Below are 18,206 nucleotides of genomic sequence, written 5' to 3' on the forward strand. Positions count from 1 at the left end.
GAGCGCCGGGGGCGTCGAACATCAGGATGTGACCCGAGCGCCCGCCTGGCTGCTGGTCGCGGCCGGGGTCCTCGCCCTCGGCCTGCACCCGGTCCTCCCGCCGAGCCTGTGGGGACCGATCAACCTGGCCGGGATCCTGTGCGGGATGGCCGGGATGCTGTACGGCACCCTGCGCGTCGCCCTGCCCGCCGACCGCCGCCCGTGGCGGTACATCAGCGCCTGCGGGCTGCTCTTCCTGGCCGGGCTGATCACCCGCGCCCTGGTGCCGGGCGCCGGTGACTCCCCGCCGACGCCGGCCGCGCTGATCCCGAACGTCTTCATCGTGCCCGGCTACCTGCTGACCGCCGCCGCGTTCACCTCGATGCTGCGCCACCGCCGGGCCGACCGCGACGACCCGGCCTGGGTGGACGCCGTCCTCGTCGGGCTGGCCGCCGCCTGCACCACCTGGATCTACCTGGTGATCCCGGCGATCGACCGGGCCGGGCTGGTCGCGTGGCAGATCGCCAACACGTTCTTCCCGGTCATCGACGTGGTGCTGCTGGTCCTGGTGGTCCAGCTGGCCCTGGCCGGCGGCTCCCGGGCCCCGTCGCTGTGGCTGTTCCTCGGCGGGGCGGCCTGCCTGTTCAGCGGTGACCTGCTCTACACCATCCGGGACGGCAACCTGGCCGACATCCCCATCGACCAGATCGAGGTGCTGTACACCGGCGGGTTCCTGATGTTCGGCGCGGCCAGCGCCCACCCGTCGATGCGCACCCTCACCGAACCCCAGCACATCGTGGTCGGCACGCTGTCGCGGGCTCGTACCGTACTGATCGCCGTGGTCCTGCTCCTGCCGGTGACCGCGTCGATCGTCGAACCGCTCAGCGGAACCGCCGACGCGGTCGTCCGGGTGCTGCTCTGTGCCGCCCTCGTGGTGACCGTGCTGTTCCGGGTGGTGCACTCGCACAACTCGCGGGCCCGGGCGGAGAGCGCCATCCGGCGGCGGGCCACCCACGACGCCCTCACCGACCTGCCCAACCGGGAACTGCTCAGCGACACCATCGCCACCTGGGGCGCCGCCGCGGAGGACTCCCGGCAGGAGATCAGCCTTCTCTTCCTCGACCTCGACCGGTTCAAGATGGTCAACGACCACTGGGGGCACCAGGTCGGCGACGAGCTGCTGTGCGCGGTCGCCGACCGGCTCAGCGGCACCATCCGCAGCACCGACCTGGTCTGCCGGGTCGGCGGCGACGAGTTCGTCATCGCCCTGGCCGGCCCGTCGCACAGCATCCTCGCCCAGGCCGTCGCCGGCCGGATCCTGAACCTGTTCACCCGCCCGTTCGAACTGTCCGTCGGCAGTGTGGTGGTGTCCGCCTCGATCGGTGTGGCCAAGGCCGCCGGCAGCGCCGAGGCCCTGGAACTGATCCGGGACGCCGACACCGCCATGTACAAGGCCAAAGGCGCCGGGCGCAACGCGTACGCCCTGTTCGACACCTCGCTGCGGGAGGACCTGCTGGAGCGGATGACCCTGGAGCAGGCGCTGCGCGGCGCGCTGGCCCGGGGCGAGCTGTACGCCACCTACCAGCCGATCGTCGACCTGGCCACCGGTGAACTCGACGGCTTCGAGACCCTGATGCGCTGGCAGCATCCGGAACTCGGCGCGGTGTCCCCGCTACGGTTCATTCCGGTCGCCGAGGAGACCGGCCTGATCGTCGAGGCCGGCGACTGGCTGCTGCGGGAGTCCGCCGCCCAGCTCGCCGCCTGGCGCGCGGCCCGGCCGCCCGGCGCCCGCCCGCTGCACATCTCGGTCAACGTGTCGGTCCGCCAGCTCCGCGACCGGCATCTGGTGTCCGCGGTCCGCGAGGTGCTCGCCGACACCGGCCTGCCCCCCGACGCCCTCTGGCTGGAGATCACCGAGTCGGGGGTGATGGAGGACGCCGAGAGCGCCCTCAGCACCCTCACCGAACTGCACCGGATCGGCGTGACGATGGCCGTCGACGACTTCGGCACCGGCTACTCGTCGCTCAGCTATCTCAACCGGCTGCCTGTCGACATCGTCAAGCTGGACCGCTCGTTCGTCTCCGACGTCGGAACCCGGGGACCGAACGAATCGATCGTACGGGCGGTGCTGGCGATGGCCGGAGCCCTCGGCCTGCGGGTGGTGGCCGAGGGGGTGGAGACCGAGGTGCACCGGGACTGGCTGCGGGTCCAGGGATGTGATCTGGCCCAGGGCTGGCTGTACGGCAAACCGCTGCGCGCCGCCGAGGTGGAAGGAGCGCACCGTCTCGGCGTGCCGGCGCCCTCGTAGGTTCGTGTGGCGCTCAGACCAGGAGCCAGGTTTGGTTGTCGTTGGCGCCGCGGCGGCAGCGCCACTGCTGGACGGCCGCGCCGTCGGAGCGGCTGGCCGCGTTCAGGTCCAGGCAGCGGCTGGTGCCGGCCGGGCGCAGCTCCCACCAGCGGCCCTTGCGGTCGGCCAGGCGCCAGCGGCCGGCCTCGTCGCACGGGGCCGCTGACGCCAGGGCGCCGTTGCCGGAGCCGTGGACGGTCAGGCAGGCCCGGGTGGCCTTGTTGCGGATCTTCACGTGGTCGCCGCCGAGGAGTTCCCAGCGCTGGAACGCGTCGCCGGACGCACACGTCCACTGGGTGATCATCGTGTTGTCGCCGACGCCGACGGTCAGGCACTTCTCGGACGCCTTGTTGACGATCAGCAGGCCGCCGTCGTCGGCTCCGGCCGGCGTGGAGCTGCCGATCAGGGCGATGATCAGGGCGGTGCTGAGCAGGGCTCTCATGACGGCTGTCCTCCGTGGACCCGAATGGCGACAAGCTTCATCAAGCCACGGAGGACGCCGGATTTCAGCTGATTCGTCCGATTACTGAACCTAAGTTGATCACCGATCCGCCAGGTCCGGGCGCGGTCGCCGAGATCACCACCTCGTCGCCGTCGGCCAGGAACGTGCGGGTGGTGCCGTCCGGCAACGTCAGCGGATCACGGCCGTTCCAGGTCAGCTCGATCAGCGAACCGGGTGAGCCACCACTGACCGTGCCCGACGCGTACAGGTCGCCGGTCCGCAGTGACGCCCCGTTGACGGTCAGGTGGGCGAGCATCTGCGGGCCGGTCCAGTACATCCCGCCGAACACCGGCTCGGAGATCAGGTGACCGTTCAGCCGCACCTCGAAACGGATGTCCAGCCCCCACGGCTCGGTCTCGGCGTCGTCGAGATAGGGCAGCAACGCCTCGGTGCGCTCCGGGGCAGGAACACGAGCATGATCAAAAGCCGCCAGCGGTACGACCCACGGCGAGACCGACGTGGCGAAGCTCTTACCCAGGAACGGGCCCAGTGGGACGTACTCCCAAGCCTGGATGTCCCGGGCCGACCAGTCGTTGACCAGGCACACCCCGAAGACGTGCTCGGCGAACCGGTCCAGTGGCACCGGCTCACCGAGGCGGGACGGCGTGCCCACCACGTAACCCAGCTCCACCTCGATGTCGAGGCGCTGCGACGGGCCGAAGACCGGGCCGTCCGGCCCACGGCGCTGACCGGACGGGCGGACGATCTCGGTGCCGGAGACGACCACCGTGCCGGCCCGGCCGTGATAGCCGATCGGCAGGTGCCTCCAGTTCGGGGTGAGCGGCTCCTGGTCCGGCCGGAAGATCCGACCGATGGTGGTGGCGTGCTGCTCGGAGGCGTAGAAGTCGACGTAGTCGGCGACCGTGAACGGCAGGCGCATGCTCGGATCGGTGGCCCACACGACCGGTGCTTCGGCGTCGACCCAGCCGGTCAGCGCGGCTCGCAACGCGGCCCACACCGATGGCCCGGCGGCGAGCAGCGCGTCCAGCGACGGCCCGGCGACCACCGGCGCGAACGACGGGTCCAGCGCGGCGACGGTGGCCGGCAGATCGAGGACCCGGTCACCGACCGCCACGCCGGTACGCGGTCGCGGATCGTCGGGGGTGGCGAAGACCCCGTACGGCAGAGGGTGGCTCAACGTGGATCCTCCGGGAGTAGCCGGTAGCGCAGCAGCCCGTCGACGGGCTCGGTGACGCTGCACGTGCCGAAGCTGATGAAGTGGTGCCGGACCGCCTTGGCCAGCACCTCGTCGATGCCGGCCACACCCGCGGCCACCCGTTCGCCGTCCTGGTCGGCGAGCGTGCGCTGGATGTCGTAGCCCTGCAGCGCACGGGCGGTGGCCAGCAGCACGTTCAGGAAACCGTGGTGTTCGAATCCGGTCACCGGGTCACGGTGGCGGATCGGGTCGTGCAGCCCGGCGGTGAGTTTGAACGCGATGCCACCGCGGACCGCGTTCCACAGTGCCCGGGCCAGGACGTCCTCGGACGGGAACATCTCCGCGCGTACACCGCCGGTCCGCAGTTTCAGTCGCAGACCCGCCGCCCGGAGAGCGGCCAGGCGGATCGCGTCGATCTCCGCGCAGGGCAGCTCGGAGTAGGTGGTGACCGGGCCGGGGACCGCCTCCGGGGCCTCGACCGCCACGATCGACGGGTGGTGGGGCACCGGCGTGTCCGCGGTCGGCAGCACCACCGCGACACGCACGCCGGTGACCTCGCCGAGGCGCGACACCGGGCAGACGAACGGCCCGAGCAGTGGGGCGAGCGCCGAATCCCGCCGGGCCCGGTGCGCCGCGAGGGCCTCCGGCAGGCCCATGGACGCCGGCGGGAACAGGGCCGCGTCGTCGAACAACGCGGTGAACAGCGGGTTCATCGGGCCCAGGTCCAGGCGTACACCCCGTCGTCGCAGAGCCGTCCGGCCTCACCCAGCCCGAGTGGCCGGAACGTGTCCACCATGACGGCCAGCTCGTCGAACCGCTCGGCGCCCAGGCTGCCCTCGATCGCCCCCGGCTGCGGGCCGTGCGAGTGCCCGCCGGGGTGCAGCGACACCGAGCCGGCGTTGATGCCGGAGCCCTTGCGGGCCTCGTAGTCGCCGCCGACGTAGAACATCACCTCGTCGGAGTCGACGTTCGAGTGGTAGTACGGCACCGGCACGGCCAGGGGGTGGTAGTCGACCTTGCGGGGGACGAAGTTGCAGATCACGAAGTTGGCGCCCTCGAAGACCTGGTGCACCGGCGGCGGCTGGTGGACCCGGCCGGTGATCGGTTCGAAGTCGGCGACGTCGAAGGTGTACGGGTAGAGGCACCCGTCCCAGCCGATCACGTCGAACGGGTGGTGCGGCAGCACGTGCACGCTCCCGGCGAGACCGGCCGGCCCGTCGCCGCGATGCTTGATGAACACCTCGACGTTCCGGTCCTCGACGATCCTCGGCCCGTCCGGGGTGCGGAGGTCGCGCTCGCAGTAGGGGGCGTGCTCGAGGAACTGCCCGTACCGGGAGAGGTAGCGTTTCGGAGGTGCGATGTGGCTGTTGGCCTCGATCGCGTAGAGCCGGAGAGGTCCATCCCCCGACGGCACCCACCGGTGGGTGGTCGCCCGCGGGATGATCGCGTAATCCCCGGATTTCACCGGCAGATCGCCGAAGACGGTCTCCAGGGTGGCGGTGCCCGCTTCGACGAAGACACACTCGTCGCCGGTCGCGTTGCGGTAGAGCGGCGACGTGGTGCCCGCGACCACATAACTGATCCGGACGTCCGCGTTGCCCAGCACCAGCCGCCGGTCCCGCACCGCGTCGCAGGACTTCCACTCCTCGCCGGCGAACAGTTCGTGCAGTTTGAGATGCCGGGGCAGCAGCGGCTGGTTGGCGGTGACCGCCTGGTCGGGCAGCTGCCAGACCCGCGCCGCCGACACCGCCGACGGCACGTGCCGGTGATAGAGCAGCGACGAGTCGGAGGAGAACCCCTCCTCGCCCATCAGCTCCTCGTAGTACAGCCGCCCGTCCGGGTCGCGGTGCTGGGTGTGCCGTTTCGCCGGGATGTGCCCGGCCCGCTGGTAGTGGGCCATCAGAAGTTCCCGCGCTTGGCCTGCTCCCGCTCGATGGCCTCGAACAGGGCCTTGAAGTTGCCCTTGCCGAAGCCCAGCGAGCCGTGCCGCTCGATCAGCTCGAAGAACACCGTCGGGCGGTCACCGATCGGCTTGGTGAAGATCTGCAGCAGGTAGCCGTCCTCGTCCCGGTCCACCAGGATGCCACGTTTCTGCAGCTCCTCGATCGGCACCCGGACCTCGCCGATCCGGGCCCGCAACTCCGGGTCCTGGTAGTACGAGTCCGGGGTGGCCAGGAACTCCACACCCTCCTCGCGGAGCGCGTCCACCGCCCGCAGGATGTCGTTGGTGGCCAGCGCCAGATGCTGGGCGCCCGGGCCGCGATAGAACTCCAGGTACTCGTCGATCTGCGACTTCTTCTTGCCCAGCGCCGGCTCGTTGAGCGGGAACTTGACCCGGTGGTTGCCGGACGCCACCACCTTCGACATCAGCGCCGAATAGTCGGTGGCGATGTCGTCGCCGATGAACTCGGCCATGTTGGTGAAGCCCATCACCCGGTTGTAGAAGTCCACCCACTCGTCCATCGCGCCCAGCTCCACGTTGCCGACCACGTGGTCCAGGGCCTGGAAGATCCGCTTGGGCGCGCCGGGACGCTTCTGGCGGGCGGAGGTCCGGGCGACATAACCGGGCAGATACGGTCCGGTATAGCGGCTGCGGTCGATCAGCGTGTGGCGGGTCTCGCCGTACGTCCCGATCGCCCCGATGCGCACCGTGCCGTGCTCGTCGGTGACGTCGTGCGGCTCCACCAGCACCCGGGCGCCCTGGGCGCGGGCGTGCTCGACGCACTTGTCGACATCGGGCACCGACAGGGCGATGTCGGTGATGCCGTCGCCGTGCCGGGCGTGATGGCCGATCACCGGGCTGTCCGGATCCACCCCACCCTGGATGACGAACTTGATGGCGCCGGACTTCAGCACGTACGCCATGTGGTCGCGGTTGCCGGTCTCCGGCCCCGCATAGGCGATCAGCTCCATGCCGAACGCGGACTGGAAGAAGTGCGCGGTCTGGGTGGCGTTGCCCACCGCCCACACGATCGCGTCCCACCCGGTCACCGGGAACGGATCCCCGGCCGAGTCGTACTCGACCAGCCCGACCAGTTGCTTCAACGTGTCCAGGTCGAGTTCGGCGAGCCGTTCCTCACTGGTCAGCGTCTCGTTGACGGACATCGGTGCTCCCTCCAGCCGCGGTGCTGAGAGCCCCAGCATGGAAAACCCGAAGGTGATGCACAACACGCTCAAGATCGGTAGGGCACTCTGCCCAGAGCTGCCCGCCGAAAGCCGGAAGCCCTGGACAATCTGCCCACCGGCGTGGCACCGATCCCGGTCACGGCTGAGCGGTGGCGCGCGGGGCGGTCATCGTCTCTCCGGTCCCCGGGCCGGCAGGGACCCCGCTCCGGGGCCGGTCAGTTCGGCCGGATCGAGGGGACGGCCGGAGACCGCCAGCAACAGGGCCAGCGCCGTGCCCGCCACCTCCGGGCCGGTGCCGTGGGACAGCGGGGTGTCGGTGGCCACCAGGCGCAGATCCGCGGCTCGCTCCCGGCCGCCGCCCATCCGCGCCGACGTGCGCAACTGCAGGGTCAGTGCCGCCGCCACCGCCTCCGGCGGGTAGTCGCCGGTGCGGCCCACCGCACGGCGGATGTCCTCGCCGTGCACGAACGCCTCCACCAGGCGGGTGGCGAGCGGGGCCGGGGGAGTGCTAGTCCGGTCGGTCACGGAGCGTAGCGCGGCCAGGGTGGACGACGGGTCCGGGTGGCGTTCGCGGTGGATGCCCAGCTCGTTCTGGCGGTCGAAGTCGAAGCGGGCCGCGATCATGTCGCGGGCGAAGCTCCACCAGGTCGCCCTGGCGCTGTCCACCAGGTGCGCCACCACGGCGTGGACGTCCCAGCCGGGGCAGGCGGTCGGTGCGGCCCACTGGTCCGGAGTCAGCGACTCCAGATCGTGGGCCAGCGCCGCCCGCTCCCGGTGAACCACGGCCCAGATGTCGTCCTTGTCCATGACCGACGACGCTACCGCCCACCTCCCCACCGTTCGACTCCGACGACGGCCCGGTCGCCTGTCACGGTCGGGAACGTCCGGACCGGCCCCGGGGTGGGTGCACCCCGGTCAGGAGATCGCGACGTCGTCGAACCAGACGGTGCCCTTGTTGTCGCCGGACTTCAGGTGCAGCTGGACGCCGGCCGCGCCGGCCGGGGCGACCGCCTCGACGAACAGTTTCGTCCAGCCGCTGTTGCCGGCCGGCAGACGGTTCGAGGTGTGCTGGGAGATCCACTTGCCGTCGCCGTCGAACCAGCTCAGGGTGATCTCGGTGGTGCCGGTGGCGCCGGCGCCCCGGGCGAACGCCTCGGCCCGCCAGCGGTGACCGGCCTGCACCGGTGTGATCGGTGAGGTGACCAGCGAGGGCAGGCCCGCCGACGTCCGCGTGGTGTTGCTGAACCGGGCCGCGTACTTCCCGGTCCGGGCCATGCCGGTGGCGGTCACGGCCTTGCCGGCCGCGGTCTGGTTCGGCCGCCACGGGGATTCGCCGCCGGGCGCCTCGAAGCCCAGGTCGAGGATGCTGTTCGGGGTGCTGCCGGTGGTCCAGTGGTCGCGGACCACGGCGGCCGCGGCCTTCGGGGTGCCGTCGGTGCGGTGCAGGCCGAACCGGTACTGGACCGGCTTCCCGGCCACCTGCGAGTTGCCCGGGATGGCCCCGTCGGCGAAGTCGGTGAACGTCCACGGCGACACCGAGCCGACCCCGGCCTCCCGGGCCGCGCGGAACACCCGGGCCAGGTACGCGGCCTGCTCCCCCTCGCTGTCGGCGTCGCTGCTGAGCCCGGTCTCGCCGATCACGACGGGCGACGGGGCGACCGCCTGCTGGGCGCGCCGGATCTCGGTGAGGGCCCGCTCCGAGCTGCCGTAGAAGTGGAAGTCGTAGTAGTCGAGAGGCGTACCGGCAAGCGATTTCTTGATCTTCGCCATGCCGGGGGCACCGGTGCCGCCGTCGACCGACAGGGTCAGCGGCATGGTCGGGGCGGCGGCGCGGACGGCCGGGATCAGCTTGCGCACCCATCCGACGGCGGCGGTGTCGTCGGGCTGGAACTCGTTCTTCAGCTCGACCGCGATCACCCGGGGGTCGTCGGCGTACGGCGCGATCACGGCCTTGGCCCAGGTGATGCTGTTGGCGGCGTCGGAGTAGCCGTCCCACCAGTCGAACAGGGTCAGCTTGACGGTCATCCCGTGCTTGTCGGCGGCCGCCACGAAGGCCCGCAGGCGATCGGCGTACTTGGCCTTCGGGGTGGGGTAGCCGAACGCCTGCGGGAAGACGATCACCCGGACGTTGTCCGCGCCCAGCCCGGCGATCTTGGCCAGGTCGGCCTCGATCCGCTTGGCGTCGAACTCGGTCCACATCGACGACCAGGCGGCGTTCGACGGGTAGTAGTTGAGGCTCTTCGCGGCCCGGGTCGCGGCCAGCCGGCCGGCCAGGGTGGGCGCCGCGGCCTTCACCGCCTTCTTCTCCGGGACGCCACCCGCCGTCGCGGCCGTGGCCGGGATCGCCACGCCGCTGAACAGCAGCGCGGAGGTCAGGACGGTGGCACGGAGGACGGCACGGCGCATGCGAAGCCTCTCTCGAAGAACCGGATCGAGTGTCGGACTCTTCTTCGGTCGCGCGCCGCCGCTGGGAGAGGTTCTCGCTAAGGGCATCGCGGTTGCACTTGGGGAGCCTGGCCCGGTCGAGACACTGTGGATTGCAACGGGCCGGAAACCGTTTCGATCAGGGGTGAGCACCCGCCGAATGGCGGGGGGAATCCGCCGGATGGCGCTCGATCAGGGCCGGGTGGCACCGCATGCTGGTGACACCGGTCACACGTTGGTGATCCGGGGTTAACAAGGAGGCCGCCGTGACCACCGTCGTTCCCTCGCCCGTCCCGTTCGATCCGGAACTCGCCGCCGCCCTCGGCGCCGTCGGCGAGCAGATCCCGCCGTCGCTGACGCCGGAGATGATCCCGCCGATGCGGCAGGGCGCGGTGCTCGCCCCGGTCACCGACGACGACCTGCGGCGCGAGGGGCGGTTCACGGTCGAGGAGCGCACCGTGCCGGGGCCGGCCGGGGCGCCGGACATCTCGCTGCTGATCCTGCGGCCGACCGCGTTCACCGGAACCCTCGGCTGCGTCTACCACACCCACGGCGGCGGGATGATCATCGGCGACAACCGGACCGGGGTCGGTGAGATGCAGGACCTGGCCGAACGGTTCGGGCTGGTGGTGGTGTCGGTGGAGTACCGGCTCGCCCCGGAGACCCCGCACCCCGGGCCGGTGGAGGACTGCTACGCCGGGCTGCTGTGGACCGCCGGGCACGCCGCGGAACTGGGTTACGACCCCGGACGGCTGATCGTCGCCGGGGCCAGTGCCGGTGGCGGACTGGCCGCCGCCCTCGCGCTGATGGCCCGCGACCTGGACGGGCCGGCACTGCTCGGGCAACTGCTGATCTACCCGATGCTGGACGACCGCAACGAGTCGGCCTCCGCCGTACAGATGGAAGGGCTGGGGGTCTGGGACCGGATCTCCAACCGGACCGGATGGGGTGCGCTGCTCGGTGCCGCGGCCGGTGGTCCGGACGTGCCGGCCTACGCCGCGCCGGCCCGCGCGGCCGACCTGTCCGGTCTGCCGCCCGCGTTCATCGACGTCGGCAGCGCGGAGACGTTCCGGGACGAGGACGTCGCCTATGCGAGCCGGATCTGGCAGGCCGGCGGCCGGGCCGAACTGCACGTGTGGCCCGGCGCGTTCCACGGCTTCGACAGCATGGTGCCCAGCGCGGCCCTGTCCCAGGACGCCCGGCAGGCCCGGATCCGCTGGATGGACCGCCTGCTCAACTCGTAGATTCGGACCATGAAAGACCTGGCCGTACGCCTGGCCGCGCTGGACGCCGACGCCAGCGCCGCCGTGCGGGTGATCGCCTACTTCGACGGTCTCGTCGAGGCCGGCGCCGGCCTGCAGAGCATCGTCCGCGGCGCGGCGGTGCTGGCCGGCTGCCCGGCCCGGCTCGACGACACCGCCCGGCGCGTCCACATCCGGATGCTGCCGGACGGTGTCGCCGCCCCCGTCGCCGAACCGGCCGCCGCCGACTGGCCACACCTGGACCTGGGCACCGCCGGGTTGTGGCTGGAACGCTCCGGCACGCCCGGCCCGGTCGACGCGATGGTGCTGGAACGGGCGGCCGGCGCGGCCCGCACCGTCCTGGACCGCACCCGCGGCCGGGCCCCCGCCGCCGGCGACCCGGCCCTGGCCGAACTGCTCGTCGACGCGTCCGCGCCACCCGAGTCACGCCTGCTGGCGGGGCGCCGTCTGGGGCTGGAGGGGTCCGCGTACGCGCTGGTCGAGCACACCGGGGAGGTCGCCGTGCGGGCGGCGACCGCGGACCCGGCGGCGAACCGGGCCGGCATCGGGCCCACCGTCCCGGTGCTGGAACTCCCGGCGTCCTACCGGGCGGCGCTGATCGCGGTCCGGTTCACCGCCGCCGGCACCGACGACGACCCCGGCGAACCGGTGGTACGCCACGACGAGCTCGGCGCCCTGGCGGTGCTGGCGTCGGTCCCCGACCCGGGCGCGGTCCCCGACGTGCTCGCCCTGGACCAGGCCGCGGCCACCGCGCCCTGGCTGCCCGCCACCCTGTACGCCATCACCACCACCAGCAGCCTGCGCGCCGCGGCGACCCGGCTGCGCCTGCACCACTCCAGCCTCCAGGACCGGGTCACCCAGGCCGAACACCTGCTCGGCTGGAGCCTGCACGACCCGCACGGCCTGCTCCGCGCCCGGCTGGCCCTCACCCTGAGGCACCTGCACCGCATGCATTGAGGGGCATGGACTCCGCGGGTGCGTCCTTCGCCGCCTCCGTCCGGAGGGGATTCGTGATCGACGTCGCGGGGTACGCCCCACGGCCCCACCCGGATCGGGGGCCCCGTCCCGTCCGCGCCACCCCGGACCGTCCACTTTGCTCCAGCATCACCCGTGAGCTGCGAATCTGTGTATTCTCGCAGGTTTGTTGACGGCACGCCCTAGGTTGTGGCCGGTGAACATCAGGTACCTGTTGCACAACGCGTACGCGGTCGGCGGAACGATCCGTACGGTCTTCAATCAGGCCAACGCGTTGTGCGCGACCCACGACGTGGAGATCGCCAGCGTCTACCGGACCGGGGAGAAGCCCGCGCTGCCCCTGGACCCCCGGGTGCGGCTGGTGTCCCTCACCGACCTGAAACCGGACGGCACCCGCTGGGGTGGCGCGGGCGCCCGGCCGTTCAACCGGACCCGGCTGCTGCGCAACCCGCTGCCGCACGGCCGGGACTTCCGGTACAGCCGCTTCGACCCGTGGGTCGACCTGTCGGTGATCCGGTACATGCGCTCCCAGCGTGACGGGGCGCTGATCACCACCCGCCCGGCCCTGAACCTGCTGTCCGCCTGGTTCGCACCCCGCCGCCTGTACCGGATCGGTCAGGACCACATGAACTTCGGCAGCTACCGCCGGCGGCTCCAGCAGCGGATCGCCCGCGCCTACCCGCGCCTGGACGCGGTGACCGTGCTGACCCGCAAGGACCTGGAGTCGTACCGGGCGGCCCTGGGTGACCGTGTGCCGCTGAGCCGGATCCCGAACGGCATCCCGGCGCGCACCGCCCGGCCCGTCCCCGCCCCCGGCCGCGCCCCGGTGGTGATCGCGGCCGGCCGGCTCGGCCGGCAGAAGGGCTTCGACCTGCTCACCCGGGCGTTCGCACCGGTGCACGCCGCCCACCCGGAGTGGGAGCTGCACATCTTCGGCGAGGGCCGGTGGCGGCAGCGGCTCACCACCCTGATCGACAAGCACGGCCTGACCGGCACGGTCAGGCTGCGCGGCCTGACCAGGGACCTGGACGGCGAGTTCGCCAAGGCGTCGATCTTCGTGCTCAGCTCCCGCAAGGAGGGCCTGCCGATGGTGCTGCTGGAGGCGATGGGCGCCGGCCTGCCGGTGGTGTCGTTCGACTGCCCGACCGGCCCGGCCGACGTGGTCGACGACGGCGCGAACGGCCTGCTGATCCCGGCCGAGGACGTGGACGCCCTGACCGCCGGGATCATCCGCCTCATCGAGGACGCGAGCGAACGCGACCGGCTGGGCGCGGCGGCCGCGGTGACCGGCGCCGCCTACGCGATGCCGGCGATCGTGCCGCTCTGGGAGGAGCTGTTCGCCGACCTGGCCGCGGCGAGGACACCGGCCGACAGGGTGCCGGTGTCCGGCCCGCCGAACCCGCGCCGGACGTAGCCGTACGCGATCCCGTTCTCGAAATCCCCCCAGCCGACCGATCCGGCGGCGCCGCTGTGCCCCAGCGTGTGCCGGCTCGCCCAGGGGAACCGGGTGGCCGGGTTCTCGAACCCGAGCGCGTAGTGGTCGGCCTCGCCGATGACGAGGTCGACCCCGAGCGAGTACGGTGCGGCGAACTCCCGGATCGTCTCCGGGCGCAGCAGGGCGGGCCGGCCGTCGAGCGCCCCGATCGCCGCCGCGTACATCCGGGCCACCCCGCGCGCGCTGCCCACCCCACCGGCCGACGCCTGCCCACCGGCCAGCGCCTCCGCCGAATTGCCGAAGGTGACCAGGTCGAACGCGCCGAGAGTGGCCGCCGCCGCCGAGCCCGGCTCCGGGATCCACGCCGGGCCGGGCGCCGGGAACACCGGCCGGAACCGGTGCCGCTGATCCTCCGGAAGACCCAGGAAGAGATCGATGTCGTACGGCACCCGAAGGCGCTCCTCGTACCACTCCCGGATCGACCGCCCGGTGACCGCCCGCAGCTCGGCGTCGAGGAGCGCCCCGATGGTCAGCGCGTGATACCCGGTGGCGGTGCCCGGCGCCCAGAACGGTGCGGTGCCCGTCAGCCGGGCCGCGAGCACCCGGTCGTCGGCCGCCTCGGCGACACTGAGCCCGGCCACCCCGATCAGCCCCGACCGGTGCCCGAGCAGCTCCCGCACGGTCAGCGGAAACGGCAGGCTCCGGGCCGGAGCGTCCAGTTCGAGCCGGCCCTCCTGCACGAGCAGCGCGGCGACCAGGAACGCGGCCCCCTTCGACACCGAGAACACACTGGTCACCGCCTGCTGTTCGCCGACCCACAGGTCCACCACCGGCAGACCGTGCCGATAGACGGCGAGCTGCGACCCACCCTCCACGGCCTCGGACCGCACCAGCCGCCCGAACTCCTCCCGAACCGCCTCGAATCCGGGAGCGACCCGCCCGTACACCTCGATCATGGTGTTGATTATCGGTTGATCCAGTCGGCGATCGGCAGCACGTCGGCCCGCATCGGGAAGATCCCGGTGGTCTGGACGGTGTGGACCTCGGGGTCGTCGAGGCAGCCGCCGGACCGGACGGTCCGGCGGTGGTCCAGGCCGGCGGCCCGGCGCTCGCGGTGCCGGGGCAGCCCGGCCTGTTCGGGGGGATCCGGGCCCACCGGGACGGCGGGAAGTCGCGGATCTCGTCGTAGACGCTGATCCACAACGGTCACCGGGTGGGAGGAACCGTCAGTGCCCGGCGGCGGACGGCACGAATGTGTGATTCGCCGACCCTGATGTCCGGGAAGGATCGTCGGCACCGCAGGTCCACAGATGAAGGGGAATCCCGTGCTCCGCAGACTCGGCATGATCACCGCCGTCGCCGCTCTCGCTCTGACCCAGCAGGCGTGCGCTGAGGAGAAGACTGCGGCCCCGACCCCGGCTCCCGCACCGGCCTCGGCATCGGCATCGGCCACCACGACTGTGCCGCCGGCGAGCGACCCGATCCTGAACGGCAAGCGGCAAGTGGTGATCAAACCGATCGAGTCCTCCGAGGGCATCGTCGCCCTGGACGAGCGGGGCAACCTCGGCATCACCGACGGTGACGCGCCCCGTGCGCTCTTCGTGCTCACCCCGGCCGGCGACGGCTACCGGATCGAGACCGCCGAGGCGGACCCGGAGTGCCTGGCCGTCAAGAACAACGGATCCCGCTCGCTGACCGTGGTGGCCGCCGCCTGCGACGGCAAGGCCGATCAGCTGTGGTCGATCACCCCGAACGGCGAGAAGGACGGCGGGAAACGCCCGATCCACTCGATCGCCAGCGGCAGCGCCTTCCTGCAGATCACCAGGTCCGGTCTGATCGTCGAGGAGCTCGGTGACGCTCCGCTGCTGACCACCTACGTGTTCGTCGACAACGGCAAGGCCCAGTAAGGGGCGTCCTGCATTACGTGCCTGACAGATGGTGCTTACTGTCAAGGGCCAATATGCTGCGAGTGGTTTCCGGACGTCTCCCGGAAACAAACGCCGATTACCGTTCGGCCTTCGATCGACGAGGGGGCGGAGACCGATGCGGATTTTGCTCGTGGAGGACGACCGCCGGGTCGGTGCGGTGATGACCTCGATGCTGCAACGCCGGGGCTACGCGGTGGAGCACGCCGCCACGGCCACCGCCGCCCTCGAGGCCGCACCCGCCGACCTGGTGCTGCTCGACCTCAACCTGCCCGACGGCGACGGCCTCGACGTGTGCCGCACCCTGCGCGCCCGCAACGAGCACCTGGGCATCATCGCCGTCACCGCCCGCGGCGAGGAGCGCGACCGGGTCACCGGGCTGCGCACCGGCGCCGACGACTACGTGGTCAAACCGTTCTCGATGGCCGAGCTGCAGGCCCGGATCGAGGCGCTGCTGCGCCGCTCGGTCCGGCAGGCCCCGGCCGCCCCGACGATCGTGCAGGTCGGGCCGCTGCGCATCGACCTCGGCGCGCGCACCGTCGAGGTGCATCGCACCCCGGCCAACCTGACCCGCAAGGAGTTCGACATCCTGGCCTCACTGGCCCGCCAGCCCGGGGTGGCACTCACCCGCGAGCGCATCATGCTGGACGTCTGGCAGACCACCTGGTCCGGCAAACACACCCTGGAGGTCCACGTGGCCTCGTTGCGTACCAAACTGGGAGACGCCGACCTGGTGCAGACCGTCCGGGGCGTCGGCTACCGTTTGCGGGCAACGTAGGGAGGTCGGGTGCGCAGGCGGCTGGTGGTCACCTACCTGCTGCTGCTGTGCATCACGCTGCTCGCCCTGGAGATCCCGCTGGCCGTCACGGTGGCCAGCCGGGAGACCGAGCGTGCCGTCGCCGACCGGCTCGCCGACGCCACCCGGTTCGCCTCACTGGCCGCGCCCGCGGTCCGCAGCGGCGAGTTGGACACCCTCACCGAGGAGCTGCGCCGCTACCAGGAGCTGTACGGCATCGGCACCATGCTCGTCGACCAGGACCAGCGGCTGCTCAGCGTCTACGGCTCGTTCCCGGAGCACCCGGAGCCGGCGATCCGCGGGGCGCTCGCCGGGCACCAGGTCGGCAGCCCCGCCACCCTGTGGCCGTGGGAGCGCGAACCGCTGGTGGTGGCCGTCCCGATCAGTGACGGCGGCGCCGTGCTGGGTGTCATCCTGACCGTCTCACCGACCGACCGCAGCCGCCGCGCCGTGCTGTCGGTGTGGCTGGTGCTGGCCCTGGTCGGGGTGCTCGCGGTGGCCGCCTGCCTGACCACCGCGCACCGGCTGGCCGGCTGGGTGCTCAAACCGGTGACCGGGCTGGACGCGGCCGCCCACGAGATCGCCGCCGGCGACAGCGCCGCCCGGGTGCCACCCGGCCTGGGCCCGCCCGAGCTGCGCCGGCTGTCGGCCAGCTTCAACGAGATGGCCGACGCGGTGTCCGAGGCGATGCAGCGGCAGCGTGAGTTCGTCGCCCACGCCAGCCACCAGCTGCGCAACCCGCTCACCGTGCTCCGGCTGCGCATCGAGGACCTGGGCAGCCACTACGACGACGAATACCTGCGGGCCGACCGGGAGTCGGCGCTGGAGGAGACCGACCGGCTGGCCGGGGTGCTGGACGGGCTGCTGGCCCTGGCCCAGGCCGAACGTGGCCGTCCCGGGCTGGAGATCGCCGACGCGGCCGGGCTGACCACCGACCGGGTCAAAGCCTGGCTGCCACTGGCCGAACGGCGCGGAGTCGACCTGACCGCCGACGTGCCCGACGAGCCGGTGCCGATCCGGTCGGTGGCCACCGCGCTGGACCAGGCCCTCGACGCGCTGATCGACAACGCGCTGAAGTTCACCCCGCCGGGCGGCCGGGTCGAGGTGGAGTTGACGGCGACGGACGGGGGAGCGGAGGTGACCGTCCGGGACACCGGCCCCGGGATGACCGCCGACCAGTGCCGTCAGGCCACCGAACGGTTCTGGCGGGCCCCGGACGCGCAGAACGTGGACGGCGCCGGCCTCGGACTGTCCATCGTCACCGTGCTGGTGGAGGCCTCCGGCGGGCGGTTCACCCTGGCCCCGGCGGACTCCGGCGGCCTGGCCGCGACGATCCGCTTCACGGCTTGACCGACCGGTAGTAGCGTGCCGCCCCCGGATGCAGCGGCACCGGCAACGTCGAGATCGCCGCCCGCAGGTCGAGACGCTCGGCGGCCGGATGCGCGGTGGCCAGCGCGCCACGGCGTTCCATCAGGAGCCGGGTCAGGTCGTACGCCAGATCCTCCGGCATCGTCTCCGACGCCACCAGCAGGTTCGGCACCGCCACCGTGGCCACCGGGGGCACCGAGTAGGCCGACGTCGGGACGTCCCGCACCACGTACACGTCGCTGTAGACCCGGCGCAACTCGGCCGCCCAGTCGGACAGCCCGATCAGCCGGATGCCGATCTCCCCGCCGGCCTTCTTGATCCCGTTCACCGGCAGCCCGCCGGAGAAGAAGAACGCGTCGATCTCCCGGTTCCGCATCGCCGCGATCGAATCGTCCAGGCTCAGCTCCCGGCGCTTGATCGACGACGACATCCCGGCCACCGACAGCAGCCGGTCCACCGTCACCGTGGTGCCCGAACCACGCGCGCCGACCGACACCCGGCGGCCCTTCAGCCCGGACAGCTCCTCGATCCCGCTGTCCGCCCGGACCACCAGGTGCAGCAGATCGTCGTAGACCCGGGCGAGCGCCACCATCGACGGTTTCGGCTTCCCACCGGTGACCAGCACGTCGGACTGGGTGAAACCCACCTCGGCCGCACCCCGGGTGACGAGTTCGAGATTCTCCGCCGACGCCGCGGTGACCAGCACGCTGGCGTCCACGTTCGGCAGCTCCTGCTCGATGATCCCACTCAGCGCGGCACCGATCGCGTAGTAGACCGCTGTCGGGCTACCGGTGGCGATCCGCACCTGACGCTCCTGCGTCTCGCTGCGACCACAGGCAGTGATCATGAGGAGTAGGGTCAGACCGGCCAACGCCATCCGGCGGCTTTTTCCGAGGGTCACGGTGCTTCCG

The 18,206-nt window shown here is 71.9% G+C and carries 17 protein-coding genes; 7 read left to right on the forward strand and 10 right to left on the reverse strand.

Annotated features, from left to right (window positions below; genetic code table 11):
* Window positions 1-28: 28 nt before the first annotated feature.
* A complete protein-coding gene (locus tag ACQ0O7_RS29665) occupies window positions 29-2,287 on the forward strand; it encodes an EAL domain-containing protein (protein WP_430786649.1) in 2,259 nt (752 codons plus the stop codon).
* A 13-nt stretch (window positions 2,288-2,300) separates the two neighbouring features.
* Here the strand turns inward: ACQ0O7_RS29665 and ACQ0O7_RS29670 are convergent, their stop codons facing one another.
* The 7 genes from ACQ0O7_RS29670 to ACQ0O7_RS29700 all read right to left on the reverse strand — a co-directional run bounded on the left by ACQ0O7_RS29670 (window position 2,301) and on the right by ACQ0O7_RS29700 (window position 9,516).
* Entirely contained in the window at window positions 2,301-2,768 is a 468-nt protein-coding gene (locus ACQ0O7_RS29670) for an RICIN domain-containing protein (protein WP_430786651.1), read from the reverse strand.
* Window positions 2,769-2,832: 64 nt separating this feature from the next.
* Window positions 2,833-3,966 carry a fumarylacetoacetase gene (fahA, locus tag ACQ0O7_RS29675; protein ID WP_430786653.1) on the reverse strand — a complete coding sequence of 378 codons (1,134 nt, stop codon included), beginning with the start codon at window positions 3,964-3,966 and terminating at the stop codon, window positions 2,833-2,835.
* Window positions 3,963-4,697: a hypothetical protein gene (locus ACQ0O7_RS29680; protein WP_430786655.1), complete on the reverse strand. Its 735-nt coding sequence runs from the start codon at window positions 4,695-4,697 to the stop codon at window positions 3,963-3,965. The genes fahA and ACQ0O7_RS29680 overlap by 4 nt, the downstream gene beginning before the upstream one ends.
* Entirely contained in the window at window positions 4,694-5,884 is a 1,191-nt protein-coding gene (locus ACQ0O7_RS29685; RefSeq protein ID WP_430786659.1) for a homogentisate 1,2-dioxygenase, read from the reverse strand. Before ACQ0O7_RS29685 ends, ACQ0O7_RS29680 begins: the two co-directional genes overlap by 4 nt.
* A complete protein-coding gene (gene hppD / locus ACQ0O7_RS29690) occupies window positions 5,884-7,089 on the reverse strand; it encodes a 4-hydroxyphenylpyruvate dioxygenase (protein ID WP_430786661.1) in 1,206 nt (401 codons plus the stop codon). The genes ACQ0O7_RS29685 and hppD overlap by 1 nt, the downstream gene beginning before the upstream one ends.
* A gap of 186 nt (window positions 7,090-7,275) precedes the next feature.
* The gene (locus tag ACQ0O7_RS29695; RefSeq protein ID WP_430786663.1) at window positions 7,276-7,917 is read right to left on the reverse strand and encodes a maleylpyruvate isomerase family mycothiol-dependent enzyme; all 642 of its coding nucleotides are present in this window, start codon (window positions 7,915-7,917) and stop codon (window positions 7,276-7,278) included.
* 108 nt (window positions 7,918-8,025) lie between these two features.
* The gene (locus ACQ0O7_RS29700; protein WP_430786665.1) at window positions 8,026-9,516 is read right to left on the reverse strand and encodes a cellulase family glycosylhydrolase; all 1,491 of its coding nucleotides are present in this window, start codon (window positions 9,514-9,516) and stop codon (window positions 8,026-8,028) included.
* A 284-nt stretch (window positions 9,517-9,800) separates the two neighbouring features.
* Here ACQ0O7_RS29700 and ACQ0O7_RS29705 point away from each other — a divergent pair, with 284 nt between their 5' ends.
* The 3 genes from ACQ0O7_RS29705 to ACQ0O7_RS29715 all read left to right on the forward strand — a co-directional run bounded on the left by ACQ0O7_RS29705 (window position 9,801) and on the right by ACQ0O7_RS29715 (window position 13,185).
* Entirely contained in the window at window positions 9,801-10,778 is a 978-nt protein-coding gene (locus ACQ0O7_RS29705) for an alpha/beta hydrolase (RefSeq protein WP_430786667.1), read from the forward strand.
* Window positions 10,779-10,787: 9 nt separating this feature from the next.
* On the forward strand, window positions 10,788-11,753 hold the full coding sequence (locus ACQ0O7_RS29710) for a helix-turn-helix domain-containing protein (RefSeq protein ID WP_430786669.1): 966 nt from the start codon (window positions 10,788-10,790) through the stop codon (window positions 11,751-11,753).
* Window positions 11,754-11,967: 214 nt separating this feature from the next.
* A complete protein-coding gene (locus ACQ0O7_RS29715) occupies window positions 11,968-13,185 on the forward strand; it encodes a glycosyltransferase family 4 protein (protein ID WP_430786671.1) in 1,218 nt (405 codons plus the stop codon).
* Here the strand turns inward: ACQ0O7_RS29715 and ACQ0O7_RS29720 are convergent.
* Complete coding sequence (locus tag ACQ0O7_RS29720; RefSeq protein ID WP_430786673.1) at window positions 13,068-14,162, reverse strand: serine hydrolase domain-containing protein; 1,095 nt, start codon at window positions 14,160-14,162, stop codon at window positions 13,068-13,070. The two genes, ACQ0O7_RS29715 and ACQ0O7_RS29720, sit on opposite strands and share 118 nt — an antisense overlap.
* A gap of 8 nt (window positions 14,163-14,170) precedes the next feature.
* The gene (locus tag ACQ0O7_RS29725; protein ID WP_430786675.1) at window positions 14,171-14,416 is read right to left on the reverse strand and encodes a hypothetical protein; all 246 of its coding nucleotides are present in this window, start codon (window positions 14,414-14,416) and stop codon (window positions 14,171-14,173) included.
* 115 nt (window positions 14,417-14,531) lie between these two features.
* Between ACQ0O7_RS29725 and ACQ0O7_RS29730 the strand changes: the two genes are divergently transcribed.
* The 3 genes from ACQ0O7_RS29730 to ACQ0O7_RS29740 all read left to right on the forward strand — a co-directional run bounded on the left by ACQ0O7_RS29730 (window position 14,532) and on the right by ACQ0O7_RS29740 (window position 17,277).
* Window positions 14,532-15,113 (forward strand): RICIN domain-containing protein, encoded by a 582-nt coding sequence (locus ACQ0O7_RS29730; RefSeq protein ID WP_430786677.1) that lies wholly within the window; start codon window positions 14,532-14,534, stop codon window positions 15,111-15,113.
* A gap of 136 nt (window positions 15,114-15,249) precedes the next feature.
* Window positions 15,250-15,909 (forward strand): response regulator transcription factor, encoded by a 660-nt coding sequence (locus ACQ0O7_RS29735; RefSeq protein ID WP_430786679.1) that lies wholly within the window; start codon window positions 15,250-15,252, stop codon window positions 15,907-15,909.
* A 9-nt stretch (window positions 15,910-15,918) separates the two neighbouring features.
* Entirely contained in the window at window positions 15,919-17,277 is a 1,359-nt protein-coding gene (locus ACQ0O7_RS29740; RefSeq protein WP_430786681.1) for a sensor histidine kinase, read from the forward strand.
* Here the strand turns inward: ACQ0O7_RS29740 and ACQ0O7_RS29745 are convergent.
* A complete protein-coding gene (locus tag ACQ0O7_RS29745; protein WP_430786683.1) occupies window positions 17,267-18,142 on the reverse strand; it encodes a TAXI family TRAP transporter solute-binding subunit in 876 nt (291 codons plus the stop codon). The genes ACQ0O7_RS29740 and ACQ0O7_RS29745 overlap by 11 nt on opposite strands.
* Window positions 18,143-18,206: the final 64 nt, after the last annotated feature.

Origin of the sequence: Actinoplanes sp. G11-F43, assembly GCF_050589265.1 — a bacterium.
Taxonomy (GTDB): domain Bacteria; phylum Actinomycetota; class Actinomycetes; order Mycobacteriales; family Micromonosporaceae; genus Actinoplanes.

What these genes read in the sequence shown, in the direction of transcription:
- ACQ0O7_RS29670 (WP_430786651.1), bottom strand. Translation starts at nt 2,768, where the DNA reads ATGAGAGCCCTGCTCAGCACCGCCCTGATCATCGCCCTGATCGGCAGC.
- ACQ0O7_RS29680 (WP_430786655.1), bottom strand. Translation starts at nt 4,697, where the DNA reads ATGAACCCGCTGTTCACCGCGTTGTTCGACGACGCGGCCCTGTTCCCG.
- ACQ0O7_RS29685 (WP_430786659.1), bottom strand. Translation starts at nt 5,884, where the DNA reads ATGGCCCACTACCAGCGGGCCGGGCACATCCCGGCGAAACGGCACACC.
- hppD (WP_430786661.1), bottom strand. Translation starts at nt 7,089, where the DNA reads ATGTCCGTCAACGAGACGCTGACCAGTGAGGAACGGCTCGCCGAACTC.
- ACQ0O7_RS29695 (WP_430786663.1), bottom strand. Translation starts at nt 7,917, where the DNA reads ATGGACAAGGACGACATCTGGGCCGTGGTTCACCGGGAGCGGGCGGCG.
- ACQ0O7_RS29700 (WP_430786665.1), bottom strand. Translation starts at nt 9,516, where the DNA reads ATGCGCCGTGCCGTCCTCCGTGCCACCGTCCTGACCTCCGCGCTGCTG.
- ACQ0O7_RS29710 (WP_430786669.1), top strand. Translation starts at nt 10,788, where the DNA reads ATGAAAGACCTGGCCGTACGCCTGGCCGCGCTGGACGCCGACGCCAGC.
- ACQ0O7_RS29720 (WP_430786673.1), bottom strand. Translation starts at nt 14,162, where the DNA reads ATGATCGAGGTGTACGGGCGGGTCGCTCCCGGATTCGAGGCGGTTCGG.
- ACQ0O7_RS29735 (WP_430786679.1), top strand. Translation starts at nt 15,250, where the DNA reads ATGCGGATTTTGCTCGTGGAGGACGACCGCCGGGTCGGTGCGGTGATG.
- ACQ0O7_RS29745 (WP_430786683.1), bottom strand. Translation starts at nt 18,142, where the DNA reads ATGATCACTGCCTGTGGTCGCAGCGAGACGCAGGAGCGTCAGGTGCGG.